A 22,683-nucleotide genomic window follows, 5' to 3' on the forward strand; every position below is an offset into this window, starting at 1 on the left:
CGTCGATCTGGGGCCCGCCGACGGCGGGTCAGGTCGATGGTCGCCTCAGCGGCGAGCCACCTCACATGTCCGATAAGAAATCATTCTTTGGACCACCTCCCTTCCTGTGTCCCTCCACCGTAGGACCGGCCCGTCGGCGGCGCAACGGATTATTCGCGGATGCGCTCGGGGCGGCTCCGGGTCCGCCGAGCCCCTGGTCCCGGATCGATCGCCGTGCTTGGATGGACAGCGGCCCGACGTCGACGTCACCCCTGCTGAGGAGCGCACCTGTGCAGTCCGTCCTGACCGATTCCCTGGAGAAGGTGCTCGGGGGGACCGCCCCGCGCCCCGCCGAGCTGATCGGGGGTGCACACACGTCCGGATTCCTGGGCGAGGTGCTGTCCATGCAGGTCGCGCTGCTGCTCGAGGAGCACGACGCGCCGAACACCGGCTCCGCGGACCGGTTCGCCCACGCACCCCGCGGTCTCGAGGACGCCTCCACCGTGGTGCGCATCCACCTCTCCGGGGGCCTCGCCGAGCGGGCACAGGTGCACGTGGTGCGGCGGGTCCCCGTCTCCTCCCCCGCCCCCGACGCGGCCGATGAGCACTACCTGGCCACCGAGCCGGGGGAGTACCCGGACCTGCTCGAGCCGGTCACCGACCGCACCGCGCGCCTCACCCCGGGAGTCTGGGAGGCCCTGTGGATCGACGTCACTGCCGAGGACCCGACCGATGGCGGCCCCCATGACCTCGCCATCACGCTCACCAGCGCCGACCGGGAGCATCTGCTGGCCGAGCACACGATCCGCCTGCACGTCCACCCGCACCGTCTGCCGCCGCTGACCCTGACCAACACGCACTGGCTGCATGCCGACTGCCTGGCGACCCATTACGACGTCGAGGTGTTCTCCGAGCGGCACTGGGAGCTGATCGAGGCCTTCCTCGCCTCGGCGCGCGAGATGGACGTGAACTCCGTGCTCACCCCGACCTGGACGCCGCCGCTGGACACCGCCGAAGGACATACCCGCCCGGTCGTGCAGCTGGTGGGGATCCACGAGGTCGAGGGTCGGTACGAGTTCGACTTCCACCGCCTGGACCGCTGGCTGAGGATCTGCCGTGACCTGGGATTCACCGGGATCGAGATCGCGCATCTGTTCACCCAGTGGGGAGCCCGCTTCACGCCCGCGATCGACGTGGAGACCGCGGCGGGGCCCGAGAACCGGTTCGGCTGGCACGTGCCGGCGACCTCCCCCGCCTACCGCCGGTTGCTCGAGGCGCTGGTCCCGGCGCTGCACGAGCACCTCGCGCAGCAGTGGGACGGCCAGGTGCTCTGGCACATCAGCGATGAGCCGAACCAGGATCAGCTCGAGGAGTACCGCGCGGCGAAAGGCCAGGTCGCGGACCTGCTCGACGGCGCGCACGTGGTCGACGCGCTGAGCTCGCTGGACTTCGCGTCCCGCGGCGTGGTGGAGACCCCGATCGTCGCGACCGACCACGTCGGCCCCTTCCTCGAGGCCGGGTGGGCGCCGTGGGTGTACTACTGCGTCTCCCAGAACCGGGACGTCGCGAACCGGTACATCGCCCTGCCCTCGGTGCGCAACCGGGTCCTGGGCCGCCAGCTGTTCGCGTTCGACGCGCCCGGTTTCCTGCACTGGGGCTACAACTTCTGGTACTCGCAGTTCTCCCTGGAGGAGATCGATCCGTTCCAGGACACCTGCGCGGGCGGCCCGTTCTTCGGCGGTGACGCCTTCGCGGTCTACCCCGGGCCCGACGGCACCGCGTGGCCGTCGATCCGGCACCGCGTGTTCGCACAGGCCATGGCGGACCATCGCGCGCTGACCTGGCTCGCGGAGCTCACCGACCGTCCCGGTGCGAAGTCGCTGATCGACGAGGGCGGCACTCTGACCTACTCCTCGTTCTCCTATGACGTCACCGCTCACCTGCGCTCCCGGCAGGAGGTCGACGAGAAGATCCTCGTCGCCCTCGCCGCGCGCTGACCTCACCTCCGGGGCCCGCGCCGGAGATGCGCAGGACCGGTCTGCGCCTCAGGCCTCGGGGTCGGCGAGATCCCGTTCGGTGCCGCGGGCGTCGCCGTCGGACCCGGCGAGGTCGTCGAGCTCCTCGTCGTCGACGTCGCTCTCCATCCGGTCCTCATCGCGGTTGCCCTGCTCGGCGGCGGCCGCGTCCTCGGTGCCGCGTTCGCGGTCCTCGTCGAAGCCGTAGCCGTCGGCGTTGCGCGAGTCCGCACCCTCGGCGACGACGCGGTCGGTCTCCAGCGCGTCGTCGATGCTCACCTCGCCGGGCTCCTCCTCGCCCGGCCGGGTGTACTCGTCCTCGCTGCTCTCGGCCAGCAGCTCGGTGTCCTCCTCGATCGCTGGATCCTGGGCGGCGTCCGCAGAAGCGGCATCCGCCTCCCAGGCGGCTGACTCGGAGTCGAAGGCGTCGGTCATGGTGTTCCTCCTGGCGTCGGGGTGGGCTGGTCACGCGATGCGCCGGATGGTCCCGGGCGACGGGTCAGGTCAGCGCATCGAGGGTCTGGACGGTCCCCGGCTGCTTCGCGGCGACGGTGACGGTCGCCCCCGCCTCGCGCAGGGACTCCAGGGGCCGCTGGATCTCGTCGGTCTCGGTGTCGAAGTTGCTCGAGAGCAGGAGGATCGTGCGATCTGCGAGAGGGCCTGGCATGGAGTCTCCGTCCGTCGGAAGCGTCGACGGCGGGGCCTGGCGTGCGGTGACGTCGACCCCGTCCCGCCGGGGCTTCGACCGTAGCACCGGCGGGTGGGGCGCGTCCCGACCGAGCGGTGCACGGCAGCGGGGCCCCTCGGGGCGGCCGAGGCCGCCCTGGACGGATCCAGAGCGGCCTCGCACTCGCACCTGCGGTGTCGGGTCGCGCGGCCCGACGCGGGGATCAGGCGTCCGGCGGCGGGGGCACCGCGGTGCCGGTCGACGGGGCAGGTCCGGAGCCCCCAGCAGGGTTCGCCGCTGCGGATTCCGAGGACTTCTCGAGCTTCGCGAGCTGACGGGCGGCGGCCTCGCGACCGCCGAGGCCGAAGGCCAGCACGCCGGCCGCGGCACCACCGATCACCAGGGCGCCGAAGGCCATCTCGATGATCGAGTCGGCCACGCCCATGGACTGCAGGCCCATGGCGGTGAACAGGATGATGATCGCCCAGCGCACCACGGTCGAGACGGTCCCCGAGAGGACCTTGCCGACGATCATGGCGATGAAGAAGCCGGCGGCGATGATCGCGCCGCCGAACAGCACGTTGCCGCCGAGGGCGAGGATCTCGCTGAGGATCGCGGTGATCTGCGCGAAGCCGAGCACCTGGGCGCCCATCACGGCGAAGAACAGCACCACGGCGATCTCGACGATGCGCAGCACGGTCGGCGTGGCCGAGGAGCCCTGCGGGAGGATCTCCTGCTTGGTCAGCCACGCGTCGATGCCGGAGCTCTCCAGGATCGGGCGGAACAGGCCGGAGACGAAACGGGCGATGAGCACGCCGATCCCCACCAGTGCCACCGCGGCGATGATGTTCGGGATGGCCGTGAACACACCGGAGAGCATCGCGGAGGCCGGATCCGAGATCGACGCGATCCCGAGGATCTGCAGGGCGGCGATCGAGACCACGATCATGATCAGCGCGAACACGACGGAGCCGAGGATCTCGGGCACCTTCGAACGCTGCTGCGCGGGCTGACCCGGCTGGCCGGGCTGACCGCTGTGGCCGGGCTGACCGGGCTGGCCGGCCTGTGCCGGGGCGCCCTGGGGGCCGGCATGCGCCGGAGCGGCGGTGACACCGCCGGTGGCCTTCTCGAAGCCGGACTGGGCGGTGCCCAGCAGCTTGCCGAAGTCCACCGCGTTCAGCGCGGTCACGATCAGGGCCCGGACGATCTTCGCGATCGTCAGGCCGATGATGAACACGAACACGGCGCCGATGATGTTGGGGATGAAGCTCAGGCCCTGCTCGAGCATGGCGATCACCGGCGAGAGCACCTGGGAGAGCTGGAAGATGCCCAGGATGATGATCAGGCCCAGCAGCCACACCACCATCGAGGCGATGGTGCCGAGCGAGGCACCGAGACCTGCGCCGTCCACGCCGGGACGCTGCAATGCCGGAACCTTCTGCGTCAGTCTGGCGATCCCGGCCTTGACCACGGCGGCCAGGATGGCGGTGATGATCAGGATGACGATGGCGGCCAGGATCTTCAATCCGAGTCCTGCCCAGTCGATGGTGGATAGAGCGCCCACGATGTCCTCCGGTTGTCTCGGGGGTCGGGATGGTCACCGATCGCCGGCCGGCTGAGGAGCACCGGCGAGAGATCGGCCGCAGATCCTTCAGGGGATCTTCAGAGTGAGCATGGACTATCCGGCTTTTCAGGTCCAGACGCGCAGGTGAGGGACGTCACACTCGTGCTGCGATGCGGTCGGCCTGTCCGATTCCTGGTGAATTCCTCGCCCCGGTCCGGGCCGGATGTCCGGCGCTGGCGAGAGAGTCGTCCGGCACCGGCGAGAAAGGCGTCCGGCACTCCCGGGACAGGGGGGGGAGCTCACGTCCCGCAGAAGGTCATGAAGAGGTCGCCGCCGTCGCCGGGCCCCTCGAGGTGAGCATGCTCCGCCCGATGCTCGAAGGGCCGCCGGACCGCCTCCAGAAGAGTCCGCGCCGGCTCGAGATCGCCCCGGTGCGCGGCGCGCAGAGCCGCGTCGAGATGCATGTTGCGCGGGATGTGGACCGGGTTCGTGCGCGCCATCGCCTCCTCCGAGGCGTCGGCCGACGGGCCCGTCCCCCGCAGAGCGAGCAGCCGCCCGTGCCAGACCTCGAAGGGCGCGGGGTCGCGGAACAGGGCGGACGGATCCCCGTCCGTCAGTGCGCGGAAGAAGCCGGTGTGGTCGACCTGCTGCTCCTCGAGGAGGGCGAAGAGGTCGGCGCCGAGCTCGCGGATGCTCGGGAGGGGATCAGGTCCGGGCCCCGCCCCGGTCGCCGCGGCACCTTCGCCGTCGGGCGGTGAGCCTCCGCCCCGGGCCGGACCTGTCGCCACCGGGATGCCGAGCTTGGCGGCCAGGCCCCGCGCGTATGCGGCGAGGACATGGCCCTCGTAGCCCTCGAGCACGGCGGTGGCCTGCTCGACGGCGACGTTCGGATCCTCCTCGTCGACGAGCTCGAGCAGCGTCTCGGCGCAGCGCGAGAGGTTCCACAGGGCGATGCCCGGCTGATTGCCGTAGGCGTAGCGACCACCGCGGTCGATCGAGCTGAACACGGCTCCATGGCGGTGGACGTCGAGGAAGGCACAGGGCCCGTAGTCGATGCCCTCACCGGACAGCGCCATGTTGTCCGTGTTCATGACCCCGTGGACGAAGCCGACCAGCATCCACTGCGCCGTCAGCTCTGCCTGGGACCGCATCACCGCCTCGAGCAGGGCCAGCGGCGGGCTCTCGGCCCCCTCGGCCGTCGGATGATGGCGCTCGATCACATGATCGAGCAGCGCCCGGCGCACTCCGAGGTCGTGGTGCCACGCCGCGTGCTCGAGGGTTCCGACGCGCAGATGGCTCGCGGCGGCGCGCACCAGCAGCGCTCCCGGTTCCGGGGTCACGCCCTGGCGCGGGGCGATCTGCTCGCCCGTGGTCAGCACCGCGAGCGCGCGGGTGGTGGGGATGCCGAGGGCATGCAGGGATTCGCCGACGACCGCCTCGCGCAGCATCGGGCCCAGCGGGGCCTTGCCGTCCCCGGCGCGGGCGAAGGGGGTCGCACCGGCCCCTTTGAGGTGCAGGTCGCGACGGTCCCCGAGAGTGTCGACGAGGTCGCCCAGCAGCACGGCGCGGCCATCGCCGAGCTGAGGGTTCGCGCTGCCGAACTGGTGGCCGGCGTACGCCTGCGCCGTGGTGAAGGGGCGCTCGGGCGCGTCGGAGCCGGGGATCAGCGGTTTCCCGGCGGCATCGAGCTGCCCGGTCAGCAGAGCCATGCCCTCCGGGCCGCACAGCCACGCCGCGTCGTAGCCGAGCTCGGCGGCCAGGTCCTCGTTCAGCCAGACCAGCTCGGGTGCCGGCGGGACGTCCGCCTGCCAGGGGACGGACAGCTCCGGGACCGCGGCCGCATAGCTCTGCTGCAGCACCGGGTCATTCATCGGCATCGCCTCCTGCGCCCCACGCTACCGCCGCACGCGACGGGTCCGCTCTTGACACCGCACGGCGACGGGCGAAGACTGTGCATGCATTGTGCAACCGGGTTTCAGAACAGCAGGACGGTTGCCGCGACCACGAGAGCGAGGGAGCTCGATGACGACGGCCGACGACTCCCCCGCGGCGCGCCCGGATCCTGGCCCGGGAACGGCCATGCGTCGGGCCAACGCCCGCGACTGCGTGCTCACTCTGCGCACCGCCTCCGGCGCGCTGACCATCGGCGAGCTCTCCACCGCCACGGGCCTGTCCCGGCCCACCGTCGAGAGCGTGCTGCAGGACCTCGTCGCCGCGGGTACGATCTCCCCGGCCCCCACCGCCGACGCCGGCCGCCGCGGACGCCCCGCACGCCGCTTCACCCTGGACCCCGACGCGGCGACCGTCGCGGCCCTCGACCTCGGTGAGCGCACCGTGAGCTGCCTGCTCACCGATGCGCTCGGCACAGTCCTCGCCCGGAGCACCGTGGAGGTCGAGAGCGGGGACCACCTCGCGGCGATCGGGCGGGCGATCGAACGCACCGGGTCCCGGCCGGACGTCGTCGGCCTCGCCGTACCGGGAATCCTCGCCGCCGACGGCCGCGTCACCCGGAGCCTCGCCCTGGACGACCTCGTCGGCCGCGACCTCGCCGCGGAGGTCACCCAGCAGATGAACTGCTCGGTCGTGGTCGAGAACGACATCAAGCTCGCCGCCCTCGCGGAGCGCCACCTGGGCCCGCCCGCGAACTCCATCGCCTACCTGCAGATCGGCCATCGCCTCTCGGTGGCCCTCATCGTGGACGGGGTGATCCTGCAGGGCAGCCACCGCCTGGCCGGCGAGCTCGGCAGTCAGCGCGGGATGCGCTGGACCAGCACCTCGCAGCGCGGACGGCTGACCTGGTCCACCGGGGACGAGGCGAAGCCGCTGCTGGAGCGGGCGGCGGCCGGGGAGGAGATCGCCCGGCGCGAGGTCGAGGATTTCTGCGCGGAGATCGCGCCGCGACTGGCCACCGTGGCGCTGACCGTGGATCCCGAGCTGGTGGTCGTCGGCGGCGGACTCTCACGGGCGGGCGAGACCCTGCTCGATCCGCTGCGGCGCAGCCTGCAGCACCTGCTGATGACCCCGGAGCATCCCGAGGTGGTGGCCGCCCGACTCACCACGGACGGCTCGCTGATCGGCGCGCTCGGCCGGGCCTTCGAGCACGGCTCCGCCCGCGTCGCCGGGGTGCCCGGCGTCCCGGCACCGTGGCCACGGTTCCTCGCAACACCCACTCCGTCGGCCACCGCACCGTCGGCCGCGGCCCCGGACGCCGCGGCGTCGACGGCCTCGTCCTCCCGCACCTGACGCTCGAGCAGTCCTGTCCACCACCCCCGAGAACCACGGCACCCCGATCGCGAAGGAACCTCATGACCACCGGCATCCGCCTCGGCTTCAGCTCCTACAGCTTCCATTCCCAGCTCTCCACCGGCGGGATGACCCTGCCCGAGGTGATCGACTGGGTCGCCGCCGGCGACGGCGAGCACCTCGAGCTCGCCTCCCTCGGCGACGATCCCGGCGCCCCCATCCCCAACATCGCCTCCGACCCCGCCTACGTCGAACGGATCCGAGCACACGCCGAGCATGCCGGAGTGGCGCTGTCCACCCTGGCGATCGGGGCGAACTTCCTCACCGACGACCCCGAGGAGCTCGCCGCGCAGATCGACCGCGTGAAGGCCCACGTGGACCTCGCCGAGCGGCTCGGGATCCGCCAGATGCGCCACGACGTGGTCGCCCACGCCGGATACGAAGGGGACGACACCCCGCAGTTCGAGCAGGCGCTGCCCTCGATCGTCGCCGCGAGCAAGGAGATCGCGCAGTACGCCGCGACCAAGGGCATCACCACCAGCCTCGAGAACCACGGCTTCTTCGTGCAGGCCGCCGATCGCGTGCGGCGGATCGTCCACGCCGTCGACGAGCCGAACTTCGCCACCACGCTGGACGTGGGCAACTTCGTGTGCGTCGACGAGGACCCCACCGTCTCGGTCCCACAGAACCTGCCGTACGCGATGGTCGTCCACCTCAAGGACTTCTACATCCGCCCGGCCGACGCCGATCCCGGCGCGGGCTGGTTCCGCAGCCGCGGCGGCAAGCACCTGCGCGGCGCCGTCGTCGGCAACGGCGACATCGACCTGCGCTCGGTGGCCCGCTCGATCCGCGAGGCCGGGTACACCGGCTTCGTCTCGATCGAGTTCGAGGGCTGGGAGGACTGCCTGCTGGGCTGCGAGCGCGGCCTGGCCAATGCCCGCCGTCTGCTCGATCTCGACTGAGCCCGCTCCCCACCCCCGTCGCCACGACCCCCATCGGCCTCCCGGCCAGAAGGAAGCACCGCACATGAGCACATTCCGAGTCGGCGTCATCGGCGCCGGAACCATCGCCCAGTCCCACCTGACCGCCTACGCCGAGAACTCCGACGTCGATCTGATCGCCGTCGCCGACATGAACCTCGAGCGCGCCCGGTCCGTGGCCGAGACCTACGGCGCGAAGCGCGCCTACGCGGATCCCCACGAGCTCCTGGCGGACGAGGAGATCGACGGGGTGTCGATCTGCACCTGGAACAACTCCCACGCCACCTGGGCGATCGCCGCGATCGAGGCCGGCAAGCACGTGCTGGTCGAGAAGCCGATCGCCCGCACCCTGGCCGAGGCCCTCGAGATCCAGCAGGCCGTCGAGCGCAGCGACCGGGTGGTGCAGGTCGGGTTCGTGCGCCGCCACTCCCCCAACTGCCAGGTGCTGAAGTCCTTCATCGACGCGGACGAGCTGGGCGAGATCTACTACGCCAAGGCCAGCTGCCTGCGTCGGGTGGGCAACCCCGGTGGCTGGTTCGCGGACAAGGAGATCTCCGGCGGCGGCCCGCTGCTGGACATCGGCATCCACGTCCTGGACCTGTGCTGGTATCTCATGGGCTCCCCGAAGGTCGTCTCCGTCAGCGGGAACACCTACGACAAGATCGGCAATCGGGCGAACGTCACCACCATGCCGCGCTACAAGGCCGCGGACTACGACCCCGACCGGAACTCGGTCGAGGACCTGGCCAATGCGGTCATCCGCTTCGAGAACGGGGCCTCGCTGCTGCTGGACTGCTCCTTCTCGCTGCATGCCACGAAGGATTCGATCGACGTGGCGGTGTACGGCGAGAAGGGCGGGGCGGAGCTCGAGCCGGCCCTGCACATCGCCACCGAGATGCACGACTCCGTGGTGAACATCGAGCCGCAGATCGCCTCGCGCACCTTCGAGTTCGGCACCGGATTCGCCCGCGAGATCCAGAACTTCGTCGACGCCGGCCTGGGCCGTGCGGAGTCGGTCGCGCCGGCCTGGCACGGCGTGGAGATCGTGCGGATCCTCGAGGCGATCTATGCCTCCGCCGAGTCCGGCCAGGAGGTCCTGATCGCCTGACCCTCGCCGCGGCCGGGCCCGTGCTCGTCGGCGTGGATCGCGCCGGCGAGCGCGTAGGGTCGAGCCATGACAGATCGCACCACGTACCTCCTGGTCGACGGCGAGAACATCGACGCCACGCTCGGCATCTCCGTCCTCGGCCGCCGCCCGCAGCCGGAGGAGCGTCCCCGTTGGAACAAACTGCTCCACCACGCCGAGGTCACGTGGGACCAGCCCGTCACGGGCCTGTTCTTCCTCGCCGTCGGTGACAGCCTCCCCTCCGGCTTCGTGCAGGCGCTGATCGCCCTCGGGTACAAGACCATCCCGCTGCGCGGCGAGGGCAAGGTCGTCGACATCGCCATCCAGCGCACCGCCGAGGCGCTGGCCTCCCGCCCGGCCGACGTCATGCTGGTCAGCCACGACCGCGACTTCGTCCCGCAGATGCAGGACCTGGCCGCGACGCCCGAGCGCCGCACCGCCCTGATCGGCTTCCGCGAGTTCATGGCCGGAGACCTGCAGGAGATCCCGGGGATCGAGTTCCACGACCTCGAGTACGACGTCGCCGCGTTCACCAGTCGTCTGCCGCGGGTGCGGATCATCGACATCGACGAGTTCGACCCGCTGGATTTCATCTGAGAGGTCGGGGCCTCTCCTCGCGCCTCAGGTGGAGAGGTCCAGGACGATCCGTCCGCGGACGCCTCCTGCCTCGAGACGGCGGTGCGCCTCGGCGGCCTCGACCGCGGGCAGCACATCGGCCACCCGCAGCTCGAGCACGCCCTGCTCGGCGAGGTCCCGCAGTCCGGCGAGCATCCCCCGCTCCTCGGCGACATCGCGCACCATGACCGGTTCGACCCTCAGCCCGCGCGCACCGTCGCCCCGGTAGCCGCGGAAGGTGGCGACCGCTCCGCCGTCGGCGACGGCGGGCAGCACCTGCGCGGACTGGAGAGAGGCATCGGCCAGGCCGTCGACGCCGTCAGGGGCGATCTCCCGGATGCGCTCGGCGATGTCCTCGCCGCGGCGCAGGACGACGTCGGCCCCGAAGGAGCGGACCAGCTCCTCGTCCTTCTCGGCCGCGTCGGCGATCACGTGCAGACCGTCGTGGACGGCCAGCTGGACCAGGTAGCCCCCGAGGGTGCCCGCGGCGCCGGTGACGGCGAGGGTCTGCCCGGTCCCGAGCGCGAGCAGGTCGAGGGCGTGACGGGCCGTCAGCGCATTCATCGGAAGCGTCGCGGCCTCCGCATCCGAGGCACCCGTCGGGGCGCGGACCACCGATCCCACCGGCAGCACGATGTCCTCCCGGTAGGCGCCGTGCGGGCCGGTCGGCGTGACGATGCCGACCACGCGGTCCCCGACAGCAAGTCCGTCGCCGCCGTCCGGTCCGAGCTCCGCGACGACCCCCGCGACATCCATACCGGGGACGTCCCCGGGCGCGTCGGCCTGCTCCGCCTCCGACCGGGCCCCGCTGCGCACCAGGGTGTCCGTCGGGCTCACCGCAGCGGCGCTCACCCGGATCCGCAGGGTGCCGGGCCCGAGCTCCTCGACCGGGACGTCGATCTCCTGCAGGGCCTCAGGGCCTCCGTACCGTGTCACTCCGATGGCTCGCATGCTCCCTGCCTAACACTGTTCCGGAGGCGCGGCAACGGAGATGGACCGTCCGGTCGCCGTCGGCCGACGCACCCGCCGGCGGGACGACCGATCGGACGGTCACCTGTACAGGTCCTCCGGAACGGTCGAGGGTGGCCGTATGGCTGGATACACGACGACCAACCCGACCACGGGGCGGACCGACGAGGAATTCACCGGGCTCGACGACGGCGGGATCCAGGACGTGCTCTCCCGGACCGCTGCGGCCTTCCCGCGCTGGCGCGGCCTCGCGGCGCAGGAGCGCGCGGAGACCCTGGAGCGGGTCGCCGACGCCTACGACGAGCGCGGCCGGGAGCTCGGGGAGCTCATCGCGACAGAGATGGGCAAACCGCTGCAGCAGGCGATCGGGGAGGCCGAGCTGGCCGGTTCCATCTATCGCTGGTACGCCGAGCACGGCCCGGATCTGCTGCGCGACGAGCAGCTGGATCCACAAGGTGCCCAGGAATCGCTGGTGCAGACCGAGCCGATCGGTCCGCTCGTCGGCGTGATGCCGTGGAACTACCCCTACTACCAGGTGGCCCGCTTCGTGGCTCCGAACCTGATGGCCGGCAATACCATCCTGCTCAAGCACGCCGGGATCTGCGCCGCCTCCTCCGAGGTCATGGCGCAGATCCTCCACACCGCAGGCGTACCCCGGGACGCCTACATCAACATCTTCGCCTCCCATGGCCAGCTCGCCGACATGATCGCCGACGACCGGATCCGGGGCGTCTCGCTCACGGGCAGCGAGAAGGCCGGGGCAGCTGTCGCCGCCAACGCCGGGGAGCACCTGAAGAAGTCGGTGCTCGAGCTCGGCGGATCCGACCCGCTCATCGTGCTCGAGGATGCCGACATCGAGCGCGTCGCCCGGATCGTCGCCACGGCGCGGCTCTCCAATGCCGGGCAGGCGTGCAACTCCCCCAAGCGGATGTTCGTGCCCCACGGTGATCTGGACGCGTTCGTCGCGACCGTCGTCGAGGTCTTCGAGGGCGCGAGGGTCGGTGACCCGCTGGACGGGAGCGTCGACGTCGGTCCGCTTTCCTCGGTCGGAGCGCGGGACGGGGTCCTCGAACAGGTCGAGCGCGCTGTCCGGCAGGGGGCGACCCTCCACACCGGGGGCACGGCGATCGACCGCGCGGGCGCCTTCCTGCAGCCGGCCGTGCTGACCGGGGTCACCCCGGCCATGGACGCCTACTCCGAGGAGATCTTCGGGCCGGTCGCGGTGATCCACGGCGTCGAGTCGGTCGACGATGCGGTGGAGCAGGCCAACGACGTCCCCTACGGCCTCAGCGGCTCGGTGTGGGGCACCGATCTGGAACGTGCCCAGGAGGTGGCCGACCGTCTGGACGTCGGGATGGCCTACGTCAACGAGCACGGCACGACGCTGCCGGGTCTGCCGTTCGGCGGCGTGAAGCGCTCCGGCTTCGGTCGTGAGCTCGGCCGCTGGGGCATGGGAGAGTTCGTCAACGTCCGCCTGCGCCGCACCGCTGTCGCATGAACGACGGCGGTCGAGCGGGCGGCGTCAGCCGCGGCGCGCCAGCACCCCGTCGACGAAGCCGATCACGTCCTCGAGCACCTCATCACGGTTGGTCTCGTTGAGGATCTCGTGCCGGGCGCCCGGGTAGGTCGTCACGCGCGTGGCGCTGCCTTCGATGGCCTGCAGGCCGATCCGGCTCGCCGCGAGCGGGACCAGATGGTCGTCCTCGCCGTGCAGGTACAGCAGCGGATGGTCACCGACGGGGCCGGCCGCGGTGATCATGGCCAGGCAGCGGTCGATGGCCTCCAGGGTGGGGCGCTTGAAGTCGCCGTGCCAGACCAGCTCGTCCTCGGCATAGGCGGCGCCGACGGCGGGATCCCGGGAGAGGACGTCGGGGTCGATCGGGGTGGAGGGGATCTCCTCGAGCGCGAGCAACTCGTCCACGATCGCCCAGGAGCCGAGCACCGGCCCGGAGAGAACCGTCGCGACCAGTCGATCGGGGTGGATCTGCGTGTAGCGCGCGGCGATCATGCCGCCCAAGGAGTGGCCGATCAGCACGATCGGCAGCTCCGGGTGCCGGTCGCGGGCGTCGCGGACCACGAGGTCGAGGTCCGCCACGACCTGGTCGAAGTCCTCGATCAGCACGCGCTCCCCGTCACTGCGCCCATGGCCGACGTGGTCGACGGCATGGACCGCGGCGCCGGCAGCGGCCAGGCGGTCGGCCACCCAGGCGTACCGGCCGACATGTTCGCCGTATCCATGGGCGAGCACCGCGATCCAGCGCGGATCCTGACGGGTCCAGATGCGGCCGACGAGGGCACCGGCGTGGCCGGCGAGGGTGACGTGGTCGGAGGGGGTGAGGTCGTCGGAACGGGTGAGGGTGCTCATAGAGCCATGATGCCTTCCCGGCCATCGAGGCACACTGATCCCGCCGTCCCGTAAGGTCGGCATCTTCTGTCCTCGACTCCCGCGAGAGGCTTATGGACGCCACCACTTCGTCGACCACCGATCCGGACGACGAGCCGCGCCGAGCGCGTCGGCCCCGCCGTCGGAAGGCATTGATCGCGCTGGTCGTGATCGGCAGCCTCCTCGCCGTCGGCGGGCTCCTCACCAGCCGCTACCTGGGCTCGCTCGAGGAGGCCTACGAGAAGCGCAGCACGGTCAGCCTCGACCGCGGCGCGTCGGACGGCCAGCGGCCCGCAGAGGCGACGGACGACGGGCAGAACATCCTGCTGCTGGGCTCGGACCAGCGCACCACCGCAGAGGCCGCCGAGCAGGGGGTCAGCGGGCAGCGGTCCGACACGATGATGCTCGTGCACCTGCCCGCCGACGGCTCGGGGGCCTACGTGACCTCCTTCCCCCGCGACCTCTACGTCGAGATCCCCGGGCACGGACAGGACCGCATCAACGCGGCGCTGTCCTACGGCGGCCTGCCCCTGGCGGTGAGCACGGTCGAGGACTACACGGACACGCCGATCGACCACGTCGCGCTGATCGACTTCGAGGGCATCACGGGGCTGGTCGACACCCTGGGCGGGGTCGACGTGCAGGTGCCCGAGTCCTTCGAGCGGGACGGCATGCAGTTCACCGAGGGCACCCAGCATCTGGACGGCGAGGAGGCGCTCGTCTTCGCCCGGGAGCGCAAGCAGCTCGACGAGGGCGACTTCGCGCGCAACGAGAACCAGCAGCAGCTGCTCAAGGCGATCGCCGGAGAGCTGCTCAGCGGGGACACGCTCTCCAACCCCGGGGCGATGCGCGACACGATCGCGGCCCTCTCCCCATACCTCACGACGGACGAAGGCCTGGACTCCAGGACGATCGTGCAGCTGGGCGTGGAGAACCGGAACCTGCGCAGCTCGGACCTGCACTTCCTGGAGGCGCCGCACGGGGATCCGTACACCACCTCCGGCGGGGCGAGCGTCGTGGCCTCGGACGAGGAGGGCATGGAGGAGCTGCGCACCGCGCTGGAGGAGGGCACGATGGACGAGTACGCCGCCGAGCACGCGGACTGAGCCCGGCCACGGGGACGGGCGCCGCCGGCGAGTCCCGGGGGCGCCCTGCCGCTCCCGGGACGCCCTGTCGCCGGGCACCGCGGGCCCCCTCCCCTGGATGCGAAAATCCCCGGCTCACCTGGGTGAACCGGGGAATTCCTTGCGGTGCGCGAGGGGGGACTTGAACCCCCACGCCCTCTCGAGCACACGGACCTGAACCGTGCGCGTCTACCAATTCCGCCACTCGCGCATTCCTTCGACACCGGGTCACAGAGGCGCCGAGGCCGAAGGTTCCCTTAGGTTACCCCCGATGAACCCTCAGCCAAAACCGGCTCGCTCGAGCGTAATCAACGCCACGTTCCGGGAGATCGCGCGCGTCGGCGCATGGCCCCGCCCCGGGTCGGCGCACGGTCCCGTCCCGGGTCAGCGCATGCTCTCGGCTTCCGCGAAGGCGTCCTCGATATCGGCCGGGTCGATCCGCCGACGGGCGACGACGACGTACAGCACCGTCGCGATCAGCACGGCCGGGATCCCCACCATGGCGGCGATCTGCATGCTGGGCCGCACGGTGACGGTGGCGAACACCGCCAGCAGCCCCACCAGGCCCGCTGCCGCGGCGAGGATCCCGCCGGGCATCCGGAAGGTCGCGCCCGTGATGCCGCTGCGGCGGAACCGTATGTAGGTGACCAGGATCAGCGCCCACACCATGATCACGGCGAACACCACGAGGCTCATCATGTACCCGAACACGCCGCCCACCCCGCTGAAGGCGAGCAGCGCCGCACCCACCAGACCGATCGAGCTCAGGGCGATGCCGATCACCGGTACACGACGGGCCGTGGTCGTGGCCGCGAAGCGCGGGGCGAGCCCGTCCGAGGCCAGGGAATGGATCATGCGGCTGCCGGCGTAGAGGTTCGCGTTGGCAGCCGAGAGCGCCGCGATCAGCACCAGCAGGTTGGTGATGTCCGCGGCGCCGGGGATCCCGATCCGGTCGAAGACCATGACGAACGGTGAGGTGGCGACGTCCTCGCCGGCCCCGGCGGCCTGCCGCCACGGCACCAGGCACAGCACGATGCCGATGCAGAAGACGTAGAAGAAGGCCAGGCGCACGATGGTGGTGCGCGCGGCGGTGCGGATGGACCGGGCGGGGTCCTTCGCCTCGGCGGCGGTGATGGACAGCAGCTCGATGCCGCCGAAGGAGAACATCACGACCGACAGCGCGATCCACACCGGGGCCCAGCCCATCGGGGCGAAGCCCCCGTCGGCGGTCAGCTCGACGAATCCGGGAGCCGGAGCGCTCGGCAGCCCGAAGATGACCAGGACGGCGCCGATCAGGATGAAGACGAACACCGCGATGACCTTGATCGAGGACAGCACGAACTCCACCGCGCCGAAAGATCCGACGCTGGAGAGGTTGATGGCGAGGATCACCGCGGCGAACAGGATGATCCCTGCCCACAGCGGGATCGCGGGCACCCAGTAGGCGAGATAGGCGGCGCAGGCCACGAGCTCGGCTCCGGTCACACTGACGGTGACGATCCAGTACAGCCACCGCGAGAGGTAGCCCCAGAAGGGGGAGAGGTAGCGGGCTGCGAGGGTGCCGAAGCCGCCGCGCACGGGATGGCGGGAGGCCATCTCCCCCATCGCCAGGGCCACGGAGGCGGCGATCAGGGATCCCAGCGCGAAGGAGATGATCACCGCAGGGCCGGCGATGCCGATCGCTTCACCGGAGCCGAGGAAGAGCCCGGTCCCCAGCGCCGAGCCCATGGCGATCATCGCCATCTGGCCGTGGCCGAGGGAGCGGGCCAGGGATCCGTCGTGCTGTCCGGTCGCGGCGTCGGGGCGCACGGAGCCCGGGGAGGAGGTGTCGTTGCGTCGAGAGGTCACCGCACGAGGGTAGCCCGCGTGGAGCACCGCGGACGATGCCCCCCGCTGAACGAGCGAGTGCGACCTCGGAGACGCTTCCCCGTCAGGGGAGGCGTTCCCGAGGTCGCACTCGGTGGCGACGGCAGGCGATCAGGCCCTGCCGCACCGCCTGATCTCCTACCGCTCGTACCTCGCAGTACGTCGATCAGGCCTTACTGCACTGCCTCATCTCCTACCGCTCGTACCTCGCAGTACGTCGATCAGGCCTTGGCGGCGGCGCCCTTGGCGGCGACGACCTGCAGGGCGAGGGTCGCGAAGACGTCCTCGTGCAGGCGCACGGTGGCCTTGTGCTCGCCGAGCGAGCGGATCGGTGCCGGGAACTCGACGGTGCGACGGTCGATGTCCTTGTCGAACATCGCCTTCACGCCCTGGGCGACCTCCTTGGAGGCCACGGCGCCGAAGAGGCGACCGTTGTCGCCGGCGCGCTCGGAGAGCACGACGGGCTTGGACTCGAGGGTCGCCTTGAGGGCCTGGGCCTCGTCGAGGGTGGCGATCGCGCGCTTGCCCCGGGCAGCGCGGATCTGGTCGAGCTGACGCTGACCACCCTTGGTCCACGGGGTGGCGAGACCGCGGGGCAGCAGGAAGTTGCGCGCATAGCCGTCGCGGACGTCGACGACGTCCCCGGCGGTGCCGAGCCCCGTGACCTCGTGGGTGAGGATGAGCTTGCTGGTCATATGCTTCCCTTCCTCGCTCAGCGACCGGAGGTCGAGTACGGCAGGAGAGCGATCTCGCGGGCGTTCTTGACGGCCTTCGCGATCTTGCGCTGCTCCTGGACGGTGACGCCGGTGACCCGACGGGCACGGATCTTGCCGCGGTCGGAGACGAACTTGCGCAGCAGCGCGGCGTCCTTGTAGTCGACGGTCTCGAGACCGGCGGCCTTCAGCGGGTTCAGCTTCTTCTTCGGCTTGCGAAGAACTGGCTTTGCCATCGTGGTGCTCCTTCTTTCTGAGGGGAGCCCGGGCATGCACCCGGGATGGAATGGATCTGGAACTGCAGCGATCGACAGGGACGGCCCGAGGAGCTCAGGCTCGCCGGGCGTCCCCGGTCACGATCAGAAGGGAGGGTCGTCGTACCCGCCCTGGTTGCCGCCACCGGCCCACGGGTCGGCGGCAGGGGCGCCCTGCGGCGCGTTGTTGTAACCGCCCTGACCGCCGTAGCCACCCTGGCCGCCGCCCTGCGGCGCACCGCCGCCGAAGCCGCCCTGACCGCCGCGGCCGCCGCCGCGCTGGACCTTGTTGGCCTTCGCGGTCGCGTAGCGCAGCGAGGGGCCGATCTCGTCGACGTCGAGCTCGATGCTGGTGCGGTTGTTGCCCTCGCGGTCGGTGAAGGAGCGCTGCTTCAGGCGACCCTGTGCGACGACGCGGGCGCCCTTCTCCAGCGACTCGGCCACGTTCTCCGCGGCGTCGCGCCAGATGGAGCAGCGCAGGAACAGAGCCTCGCCGTCCTTCCACTCGTTCGCCTGACGGTCGAACATGCGCGGGGTGGACGCGATGGTGAACGACGCGACCGCGATGCCGGACTGCGTGAAGCGCAGCTCGGGATCAGCGGTGAGGTTGCCGATCACCGTGATGACGGTGTCATTCGCCATGGGTGCTCCTTAGCTCCAGGGGCTTCAGGTGTGGTGCGGGGGTCAGTGAACGCGGATCACTTGGCGTCGAGACGCATGACCTTGGTGCGCATGACGGACTCGTTGAGCCCGAGCCGGCGGTCCAGCTCCTGCGAGGTCTCGGCCTTCGCGGTGAAGGTGAAGACGATGTAGATGCCCTCGACCTTCTTGTCGATCTCGTAGGCGAACTTCCGCTTGCCCCAGATGTCGACGTTGTCGATGGTGCCACCCTCGTTCGGGATGACCTGCACGAGCTTCTCGAAGGTCTCGGTGACGGTCCGCTCGTCGACGGACGGGTCGAGGATCACGACCATTTCGTACTGACGCATGTTCTGGTACCCACCTCCTGTGGTCTCTACGGCCACGGTCTCTCCGTGGCAGGAGGGTTCATGCCGTCCGCGCGGGCGTCGGCGACGCACGCCACGGACCGGCCAAGCCTACCTGTCACCTCCGCCGGGGACCAGAGGTGGACGCGACGTGCGCCCGGGGTCACAACGGGCACCGGCGACGCCGGGGACGCATCAGCTGGTCAGCTGTCGCGAGGCATCGGCACCACCATCGGGGAGCCGCTGAGCGGATCGGCCGCGATCTGCGCGCGCAGACCGAACACATCGGCCACCAGCTGCTCGCGGAGCACCTCCTCGGGCGCACCGGAGGCGACGATCCGCCCGGCGTCCATCACCACCAGGTGGTCGGCGTAGCGGGCGGCCTGGTTGAGGTCGTGCAGGACGGTGACGACGGTGCGCCCCTGCTCGCGCATGTCCTGGCACAGATGCAGCACGTCGATCTGGTGGGCGACGTCGAGCGAGGAGGTGGGCTCGTCCAGCAGCACGTACTCGGTGTCCTGGGCGAGGATCATCGCGACCCACACCCGCTGGCGCTGCCCGCCGGAGAGCGCGGCCACCGGTCGCTCGGCGATCTGCTGGACCCCGGTGGCGGAGAGGGCGGCGGAGACCGCGTCGTCGTCCCCGGGCTGCCGCTGCCGCAGCGGCGAGTGGTAGGGATGGCGGCCCCGTCCCACCAGGGACCGGACCGTGATGCCGTCGGGGACCACGGGGTCCTGCGGCAGCAGGGCGATGCGTCGGGCGACGGCCTTCGGCCGCCAGCGGGACAGCGGACGCTCATCGAGCAGGGCGGCACCGGCCCGAGGGCGCAGGGTGCGGGCGAGGGTCTTCAGCATCGTGGACTTGCCGCAGCCGTTGGGACCGATCACCGCGGTGAACGCGCCGCGCGGCACCGTGAAGTCGAGCCCCTCCAGGACGGGCCTCTCGCCGTAGGCGACGGTCGCCCCGGCCAGGCGCAGGGACGAGGCGGTCTCGGGTGCGCTCATGCGTCGGACCTCTTCCATTCGGCGAGCAGCAGGTAACCCAGGTAGATGCCGCCCACGCCGGCGGTGATGACCCCGACGGGGAGGTCCTCCACCGCCGTCACGTGCTGGACGGCGAGGTCGGCCAGCACCATGATCAGCGCCCCCACGAGGGCGGACAGCACCAGCTGCGGGCCGGGGGCGCCGACCGAGCGGCGGGCGATGTGCGGGGCGGCCAGGGCCACGAAGGCGATGGGGCCGGCGACCGCGACCGCTGCCGCGGCCAGCAGCACGGACAGTCCGATCGCCGCGGTGCGGGTGCGCAGGGCGGAGCCGCCGAGAGCATCGGCCAGCTCATCTCCCAGATCCATCATCCGCAGGTCGTGGGAGACCAGCGCGATCAAGGGGATCAGCACCACCAGGGCGACGCCGATCAGCGCGGCCTGGTCGAGGCTGCGGGAGTTCAGGGTGCCCACCAGGTAGCCGGCGAGCTGGGAGGAGCGGTCGCGCAGGGCGACGGCCACGACGTACTGGGTCACGGCCAACGCCATCGCGGAGACGCCGATGCCCGTGATGATCACGCGGGCCGGGGAGGCGAAGCCGAGCCCGGTGGAGAGGTGGACGAGGCCGATGGCGACGGCGGCTCCCAGCAGGGCGCCGACAGGGGCGGGCACGAGGCCCGGTGCCAGCAGGGTCGTCAGCGCCACTCCGGCCCCGGCGCCGGCCCCGATCCCGATCACGTCGGGACTGCCCAGGGGATTGCGGGTGACGGTCTGGAACAGCGCTCCGGCCAGGCCGAGGGCGATGCCCGCGCCGATGCCGACCAGCAGTCGGGGCCCGCGCAGGCGTTCCAGCACGAAGGTGACCTTCGTGCCGGCCTCGCCCCGCGCTGCGGAGACGAGCTCGCCGGGCCCGACGCCGAGCTCGCCCCAGGCCAGGGTGGCCACGGCCCCGGCGAGGGTCGCCGCGACCAGCACGGCCCCGATGCCCAGGGGGCGGGAGCTCAGGACGCGAGCCATCAGGTCGTCACCTTCCCGCGTCGCACGGACCACAGCAGGAACGGGGCGCCGACGAAGGCCGTGACCACCCCGACCATCAGCTCCTGGGGACGGACGATCACCCGGGCGAGGACGTCGGAGCCCAGCAGCAGGGCGGCCCCCAGCAGCAGGCAGATCGGCAGCTGCCAGCGGTGATCGCCGCCGACGAGACCGCGCACCAGGTGCGGGACGGCGAGGCCGACGAAGGCGATCGGTCCGACGGCGGCGGTGGCGGCGGCGGCCAGCAGGGTCGCGGCGAGGATCGCGCCGGCGCGCAGCAGGCCCACCGGGGTGCCGAGGGCGGTGGCGACGTCATCGCCCAGGGCCAGCAGGTTCAGGCCCGGCGCCACCCAGGCCGCCAGCACCAGGCCGAGCACGAGCGCGGGGGCGATGGCGGCGAGGGTGGCGTAGGAGGAACCGGCCAGCGATCCCACCACCCAGTGGCGGTAGGAGTCGAAGACGTCCGGGCGGGTGAGGATCATGGCCTGGATGTAGGCGTACAGCACGGCGGAGATCACGGCGCCGGCGAGGATCAGCGGCACCACGGAGTGGGAGCCGGCGGGGCGTCCCAGCAGGACGACCACCACCACGGCGAGCAGCGCCCCGGGCAGGGCGACCCAGACGGTCGCTCCGCCGCCGGAGAAGCCCCAGAAGGCGGTCGCGGTGACCACGGCGGCGGAGGCGCCGCTGGTCACGCCGAGCAGGCCCGGTTCGCCGAGCGGATTGCGGGTGACCCCCTGGATGAGGAGCCCGGAGGCGGCCAGCGCGGCGCCGACGACGGCGCCGAGCACGGTGCGGGGCTCGCGGGCGTCGACCACCTGGCGCAGGTGCTCGGGCCCGGCACCGCGCAGGGCGTCCCACACCTCGGTCAGACTCGCGGCGCGCGCCCCGAGAGCGAGGCTCGCCGTCGCAGCGATCACGAGCAGCACGATGACCAGCACCAGCACGAGCCAGGGCGGAAGACGCCGGGGCCCCGACGGCACCGCGGAGGCGACGGCCGACGTCCCGTCCGACAGATCGTCGGCCGGGCCGTGCGGGGCGAGGGCGGTCCTGCTCACCTCAGGCCGTGGGGACCTGCGCGATGGCCTCGTCGATCATCGGGACGTAGCGCTCGAGGGCCCACGGGACGGTGAGCGGGGTGATGATCGAGGAACCGGTGACGAAGGATTGATCCGTGGGCGCCACGATCGCGCCGGCCTCGATGGCGGGGATCGAGGCGTAGAGCTCCTGACCCTCGATCTCCGCGCGGTTGGCCTCGTCGGAGTAGAAGGTGAAGATGAGGTCCGAGTCGGCCAGCAGGTCCGCGTTCTCCAGGCCGATCATGGCCGAGTCCGTCCCGGGCACGTCGAACTCGCCCAGCTCCTGGTTCACGGGGTCGACGGTGAGGCCGAGCGCCCGGACCATCGCCACCCGCTGCTCGTCCTCGTAGAAGACACCGAGGGTGCCGGGACCGGAGTTGTAGATGAAGGAGAAGGTGAAGTCGGCGTACTGCGGCTGCGCGGACTCCTCGAATCTCGCGTGGATCCCCTCGATCAGGTCGGCGGCGGGCTCGTCCTCGCCCAGGGCCTTCCCGATCGTGGTGATCTGCTCCTGCCAGGTGATCACCCAGGGCTGCTCGGCGTAGGCGACGGTGGGAGCGATGTCGCTGAGGATGTCGAACTGCTCCTGGGTCACGCCGGACCAGGGCGCGAGGATGACGTCGGGCTCGAGGGCGAGGACCGCCTCGACGTCGAGCTCGGTGCCGCCCGTGAACTGCTGGGGCAGCTCGCCGCCGGCGTCGGTGACCGCCTCGTGGATCCACGGCAGGTAGCCGGTGTCGTCCGCGCCCCAGGGGTACTCCTCGATGCCGACGGGGATGATCCCCAGCGCGATGGCGGTCTCCGCCGATCCCTGGCCGAGGGTCACGATCCGCTGCGGCTTCGCCGTGATCTCTGCGCTGCCCAGGGCGTGCTCGATCGTCACCGGTGCGAAGTCCCCCGCGCCGCCGCCGTCGGAGGTGCCGGGGCCGCCTCCGTCGGCTTCCCCGCTGCAGGCGGCGAGCGCGAGGGGGGCGGCGAGCGCGCCACCGAGCCAGGCGCGGCGGGTCAGGCGGGTGGTGGCGGTCATGGTTCTCCTGGGGACGTCGGTCGGCACGGTCGTCGGAACGACCGACGACTTAGGCAAGACTAACCTCACCAAATTC

The 22,683-nt window shown here is 71.3% G+C and carries 22 protein-coding genes and 1 tRNA gene; 7 read left to right on the forward strand and 16 right to left on the reverse strand.

The window, feature by feature from the left end; all coding sequences use genetic code 11:
• The first annotated feature begins 269 nt into the window (after window positions 1-269).
• Window positions 270-1,976: a DUF4091 domain-containing protein gene (locus BH708_RS13185; RefSeq protein ID WP_083713584.1), complete on the forward strand. Its 1,707-nt coding sequence runs from the start codon at window positions 270-272 to the stop codon at window positions 1,974-1,976.
• A gap of 48 nt (window positions 1,977-2,024) precedes the next feature.
• Here the strand turns inward: BH708_RS13185 and BH708_RS13190 are convergent, their stop codons facing one another.
• The 4 genes from BH708_RS13190 to BH708_RS13200 all read right to left on the reverse strand — a co-directional run bounded on the left by BH708_RS13190 (window position 2,025) and on the right by BH708_RS13200 (window position 6,102).
• Window positions 2,025-2,429: a hypothetical protein gene (locus BH708_RS13190; RefSeq protein ID WP_076809332.1), complete on the reverse strand. Its 405-nt coding sequence runs from the start codon at window positions 2,427-2,429 to the stop codon at window positions 2,025-2,027.
• 64 nt (window positions 2,430-2,493) lie between these two features.
• Window positions 2,494-2,661, reverse strand: a complete 168-nt coding sequence (locus tag BH708_RS19860) for a hypothetical protein (RefSeq protein ID WP_216639471.1) — start codon at window positions 2,659-2,661, stop codon at window positions 2,494-2,496.
• A gap of 223 nt (window positions 2,662-2,884) precedes the next feature.
• The gene (locus BH708_RS13195; RefSeq protein ID WP_076809334.1) at window positions 2,885-4,225 is read right to left on the reverse strand and encodes a mechanosensitive ion channel; all 1,341 of its coding nucleotides are present in this window, start codon (window positions 4,223-4,225) and stop codon (window positions 2,885-2,887) included.
• A 299-nt stretch (window positions 4,226-4,524) separates the two neighbouring features.
• Window positions 4,525-6,102, reverse strand: coding sequence for a YdiU family protein (locus tag BH708_RS13200; protein WP_076809336.1), 1,578 nt, complete (start codon window positions 6,100-6,102; stop codon window positions 4,525-4,527).
• A 145-nt stretch (window positions 6,103-6,247) separates the two neighbouring features.
• Here BH708_RS13200 and BH708_RS13205 point away from each other — a divergent pair, with 145 nt between their 5' ends.
• The 4 genes from BH708_RS13205 to BH708_RS13220 all read left to right on the forward strand — a co-directional run bounded on the left by BH708_RS13205 (window position 6,248) and on the right by BH708_RS13220 (window position 10,171).
• Window positions 6,248-7,468: an ROK family protein gene (locus BH708_RS13205; protein WP_076809338.1), complete on the forward strand. Its 1,221-nt coding sequence runs from the start codon at window positions 6,248-6,250 to the stop codon at window positions 7,466-7,468.
• Window positions 7,469-7,530: 62 nt separating this feature from the next.
• Window positions 7,531-8,430: a sugar phosphate isomerase/epimerase gene (locus BH708_RS13210; protein ID WP_076809340.1), complete on the forward strand. Its 900-nt coding sequence runs from the start codon at window positions 7,531-7,533 to the stop codon at window positions 8,428-8,430.
• Window positions 8,431-8,494: 64 nt separating this feature from the next.
• Window positions 8,495-9,556: a Gfo/Idh/MocA family protein gene (locus tag BH708_RS13215; RefSeq protein WP_076809342.1), complete on the forward strand. Its 1,062-nt coding sequence runs from the start codon at window positions 8,495-8,497 to the stop codon at window positions 9,554-9,556.
• 66 nt (window positions 9,557-9,622) lie between these two features.
• Window positions 9,623-10,171, forward strand: coding sequence for an NYN domain-containing protein (locus BH708_RS13220; RefSeq protein WP_076809344.1), 549 nt, complete (start codon window positions 9,623-9,625; stop codon window positions 10,169-10,171).
• Window positions 10,172-10,195: 24 nt separating this feature from the next.
• On the opposite strand, the gene BH708_RS13225 is transcribed toward BH708_RS13220, so the two are convergent.
• Window positions 10,196-11,140, reverse strand: a complete 945-nt coding sequence (locus tag BH708_RS13225; RefSeq protein ID WP_076809346.1) for an NADP-dependent oxidoreductase — start codon at window positions 11,138-11,140, stop codon at window positions 10,196-10,198.
• 139 nt (window positions 11,141-11,279) lie between these two features.
• Between BH708_RS13225 and BH708_RS13230 the strand changes: the two genes are divergently transcribed.
• A complete protein-coding gene (locus BH708_RS13230; RefSeq protein WP_076811283.1) occupies window positions 11,280-12,656 on the forward strand; it encodes an NAD-dependent succinate-semialdehyde dehydrogenase in 1,377 nt (458 codons plus the stop codon).
• 24 nt (window positions 12,657-12,680) lie between these two features.
• On the opposite strand, the gene BH708_RS13235 is transcribed toward BH708_RS13230, so the two are convergent.
• The gene (locus BH708_RS13235) at window positions 12,681-13,523 is read right to left on the reverse strand and encodes an alpha/beta fold hydrolase (RefSeq protein ID WP_076809348.1); all 843 of its coding nucleotides are present in this window, start codon (window positions 13,521-13,523) and stop codon (window positions 12,681-12,683) included.
• 92 nt (window positions 13,524-13,615) lie between these two features.
• Between BH708_RS13235 and BH708_RS13240 the strand changes: the two genes are divergently transcribed.
• Window positions 13,616-14,647 (forward strand): LCP family protein, encoded by a 1,032-nt coding sequence (locus tag BH708_RS13240; protein WP_076809350.1) that lies wholly within the window; start codon window positions 13,616-13,618, stop codon window positions 14,645-14,647.
• A gap of 145 nt (window positions 14,648-14,792) precedes the next feature.
• On the opposite strand, the gene BH708_RS13245 is transcribed toward BH708_RS13240, so the two are convergent.
• The 10 genes from BH708_RS13245 to BH708_RS13290 all read right to left on the reverse strand — a co-directional run bounded on the left by BH708_RS13245 (window position 14,793) and on the right by BH708_RS13290 (window position 22,607).
• Window positions 14,793-14,876 (reverse strand) — tRNA-Leu (locus BH708_RS13245).
• A gap of 173 nt (window positions 14,877-15,049) precedes the next feature.
• Window positions 15,050-16,408: an amino acid permease gene (locus BH708_RS13250; protein ID WP_157236144.1), complete on the reverse strand. Its 1,359-nt coding sequence runs from the start codon at window positions 16,406-16,408 to the stop codon at window positions 15,050-15,052.
• Window positions 16,409-16,752: 344 nt separating this feature from the next.
• Window positions 16,753-17,226 carry a 50S ribosomal protein L9 gene (gene rplI, locus BH708_RS13255; protein ID WP_076809352.1) on the reverse strand — a complete coding sequence of 158 codons (474 nt, stop codon included), beginning with the start codon at window positions 17,224-17,226 and terminating at the stop codon, window positions 16,753-16,755.
• A gap of 17 nt (window positions 17,227-17,243) precedes the next feature.
• The gene (gene rpsR, locus BH708_RS13260) at window positions 17,244-17,480 is read right to left on the reverse strand and encodes a 30S ribosomal protein S18 (protein ID WP_076809354.1); all 237 of its coding nucleotides are present in this window, start codon (window positions 17,478-17,480) and stop codon (window positions 17,244-17,246) included.
• 123 nt (window positions 17,481-17,603) lie between these two features.
• Complete coding sequence (locus BH708_RS13265) at window positions 17,604-18,140, reverse strand: single-stranded DNA-binding protein (protein ID WP_076809356.1); 537 nt, start codon at window positions 18,138-18,140, stop codon at window positions 17,604-17,606.
• 56 nt (window positions 18,141-18,196) lie between these two features.
• On the reverse strand, window positions 18,197-18,487 hold the full coding sequence (rpsF, locus tag BH708_RS13270) for a 30S ribosomal protein S6 (protein ID WP_076809358.1): 291 nt from the start codon (window positions 18,485-18,487) through the stop codon (window positions 18,197-18,199).
• 200 nt (window positions 18,488-18,687) lie between these two features.
• Window positions 18,688-19,488: an ABC transporter ATP-binding protein gene (locus BH708_RS13275; protein WP_076809360.1), complete on the reverse strand. Its 801-nt coding sequence runs from the start codon at window positions 19,486-19,488 to the stop codon at window positions 18,688-18,690.
• Window positions 19,485-20,483 carry an iron chelate uptake ABC transporter family permease subunit gene (locus BH708_RS13280; RefSeq protein ID WP_076809362.1) on the reverse strand — a complete coding sequence of 333 codons (999 nt, stop codon included), beginning with the start codon at window positions 20,481-20,483 and terminating at the stop codon, window positions 19,485-19,487. Before BH708_RS13280 ends, BH708_RS13275 begins: the two co-directional genes overlap by 4 nt.
• Window positions 20,483-21,559, reverse strand: a complete 1,077-nt coding sequence (locus BH708_RS13285; protein ID WP_253705324.1) for an iron ABC transporter permease — start codon at window positions 21,557-21,559, stop codon at window positions 20,483-20,485. The genes BH708_RS13280 and BH708_RS13285 overlap by 1 nt, the downstream gene beginning before the upstream one ends.
• Window position 21,560: 1 nt before the next feature.
• Window positions 21,561-22,607 (reverse strand): iron-siderophore ABC transporter substrate-binding protein, encoded by a 1,047-nt coding sequence (locus BH708_RS13290; protein WP_076809364.1) that lies wholly within the window; start codon window positions 22,605-22,607, stop codon window positions 21,561-21,563.
• Between the last annotated feature and the right edge of the window lie 76 nt (window positions 22,608-22,683).

The sequence above is a fragment of the Brachybacterium sp. P6-10-X1 genome (assembly GCF_001969445.1).
Classification (GTDB): Bacteria; Actinomycetota; Actinomycetes; order Actinomycetales; family Dermabacteraceae; genus Brachybacterium.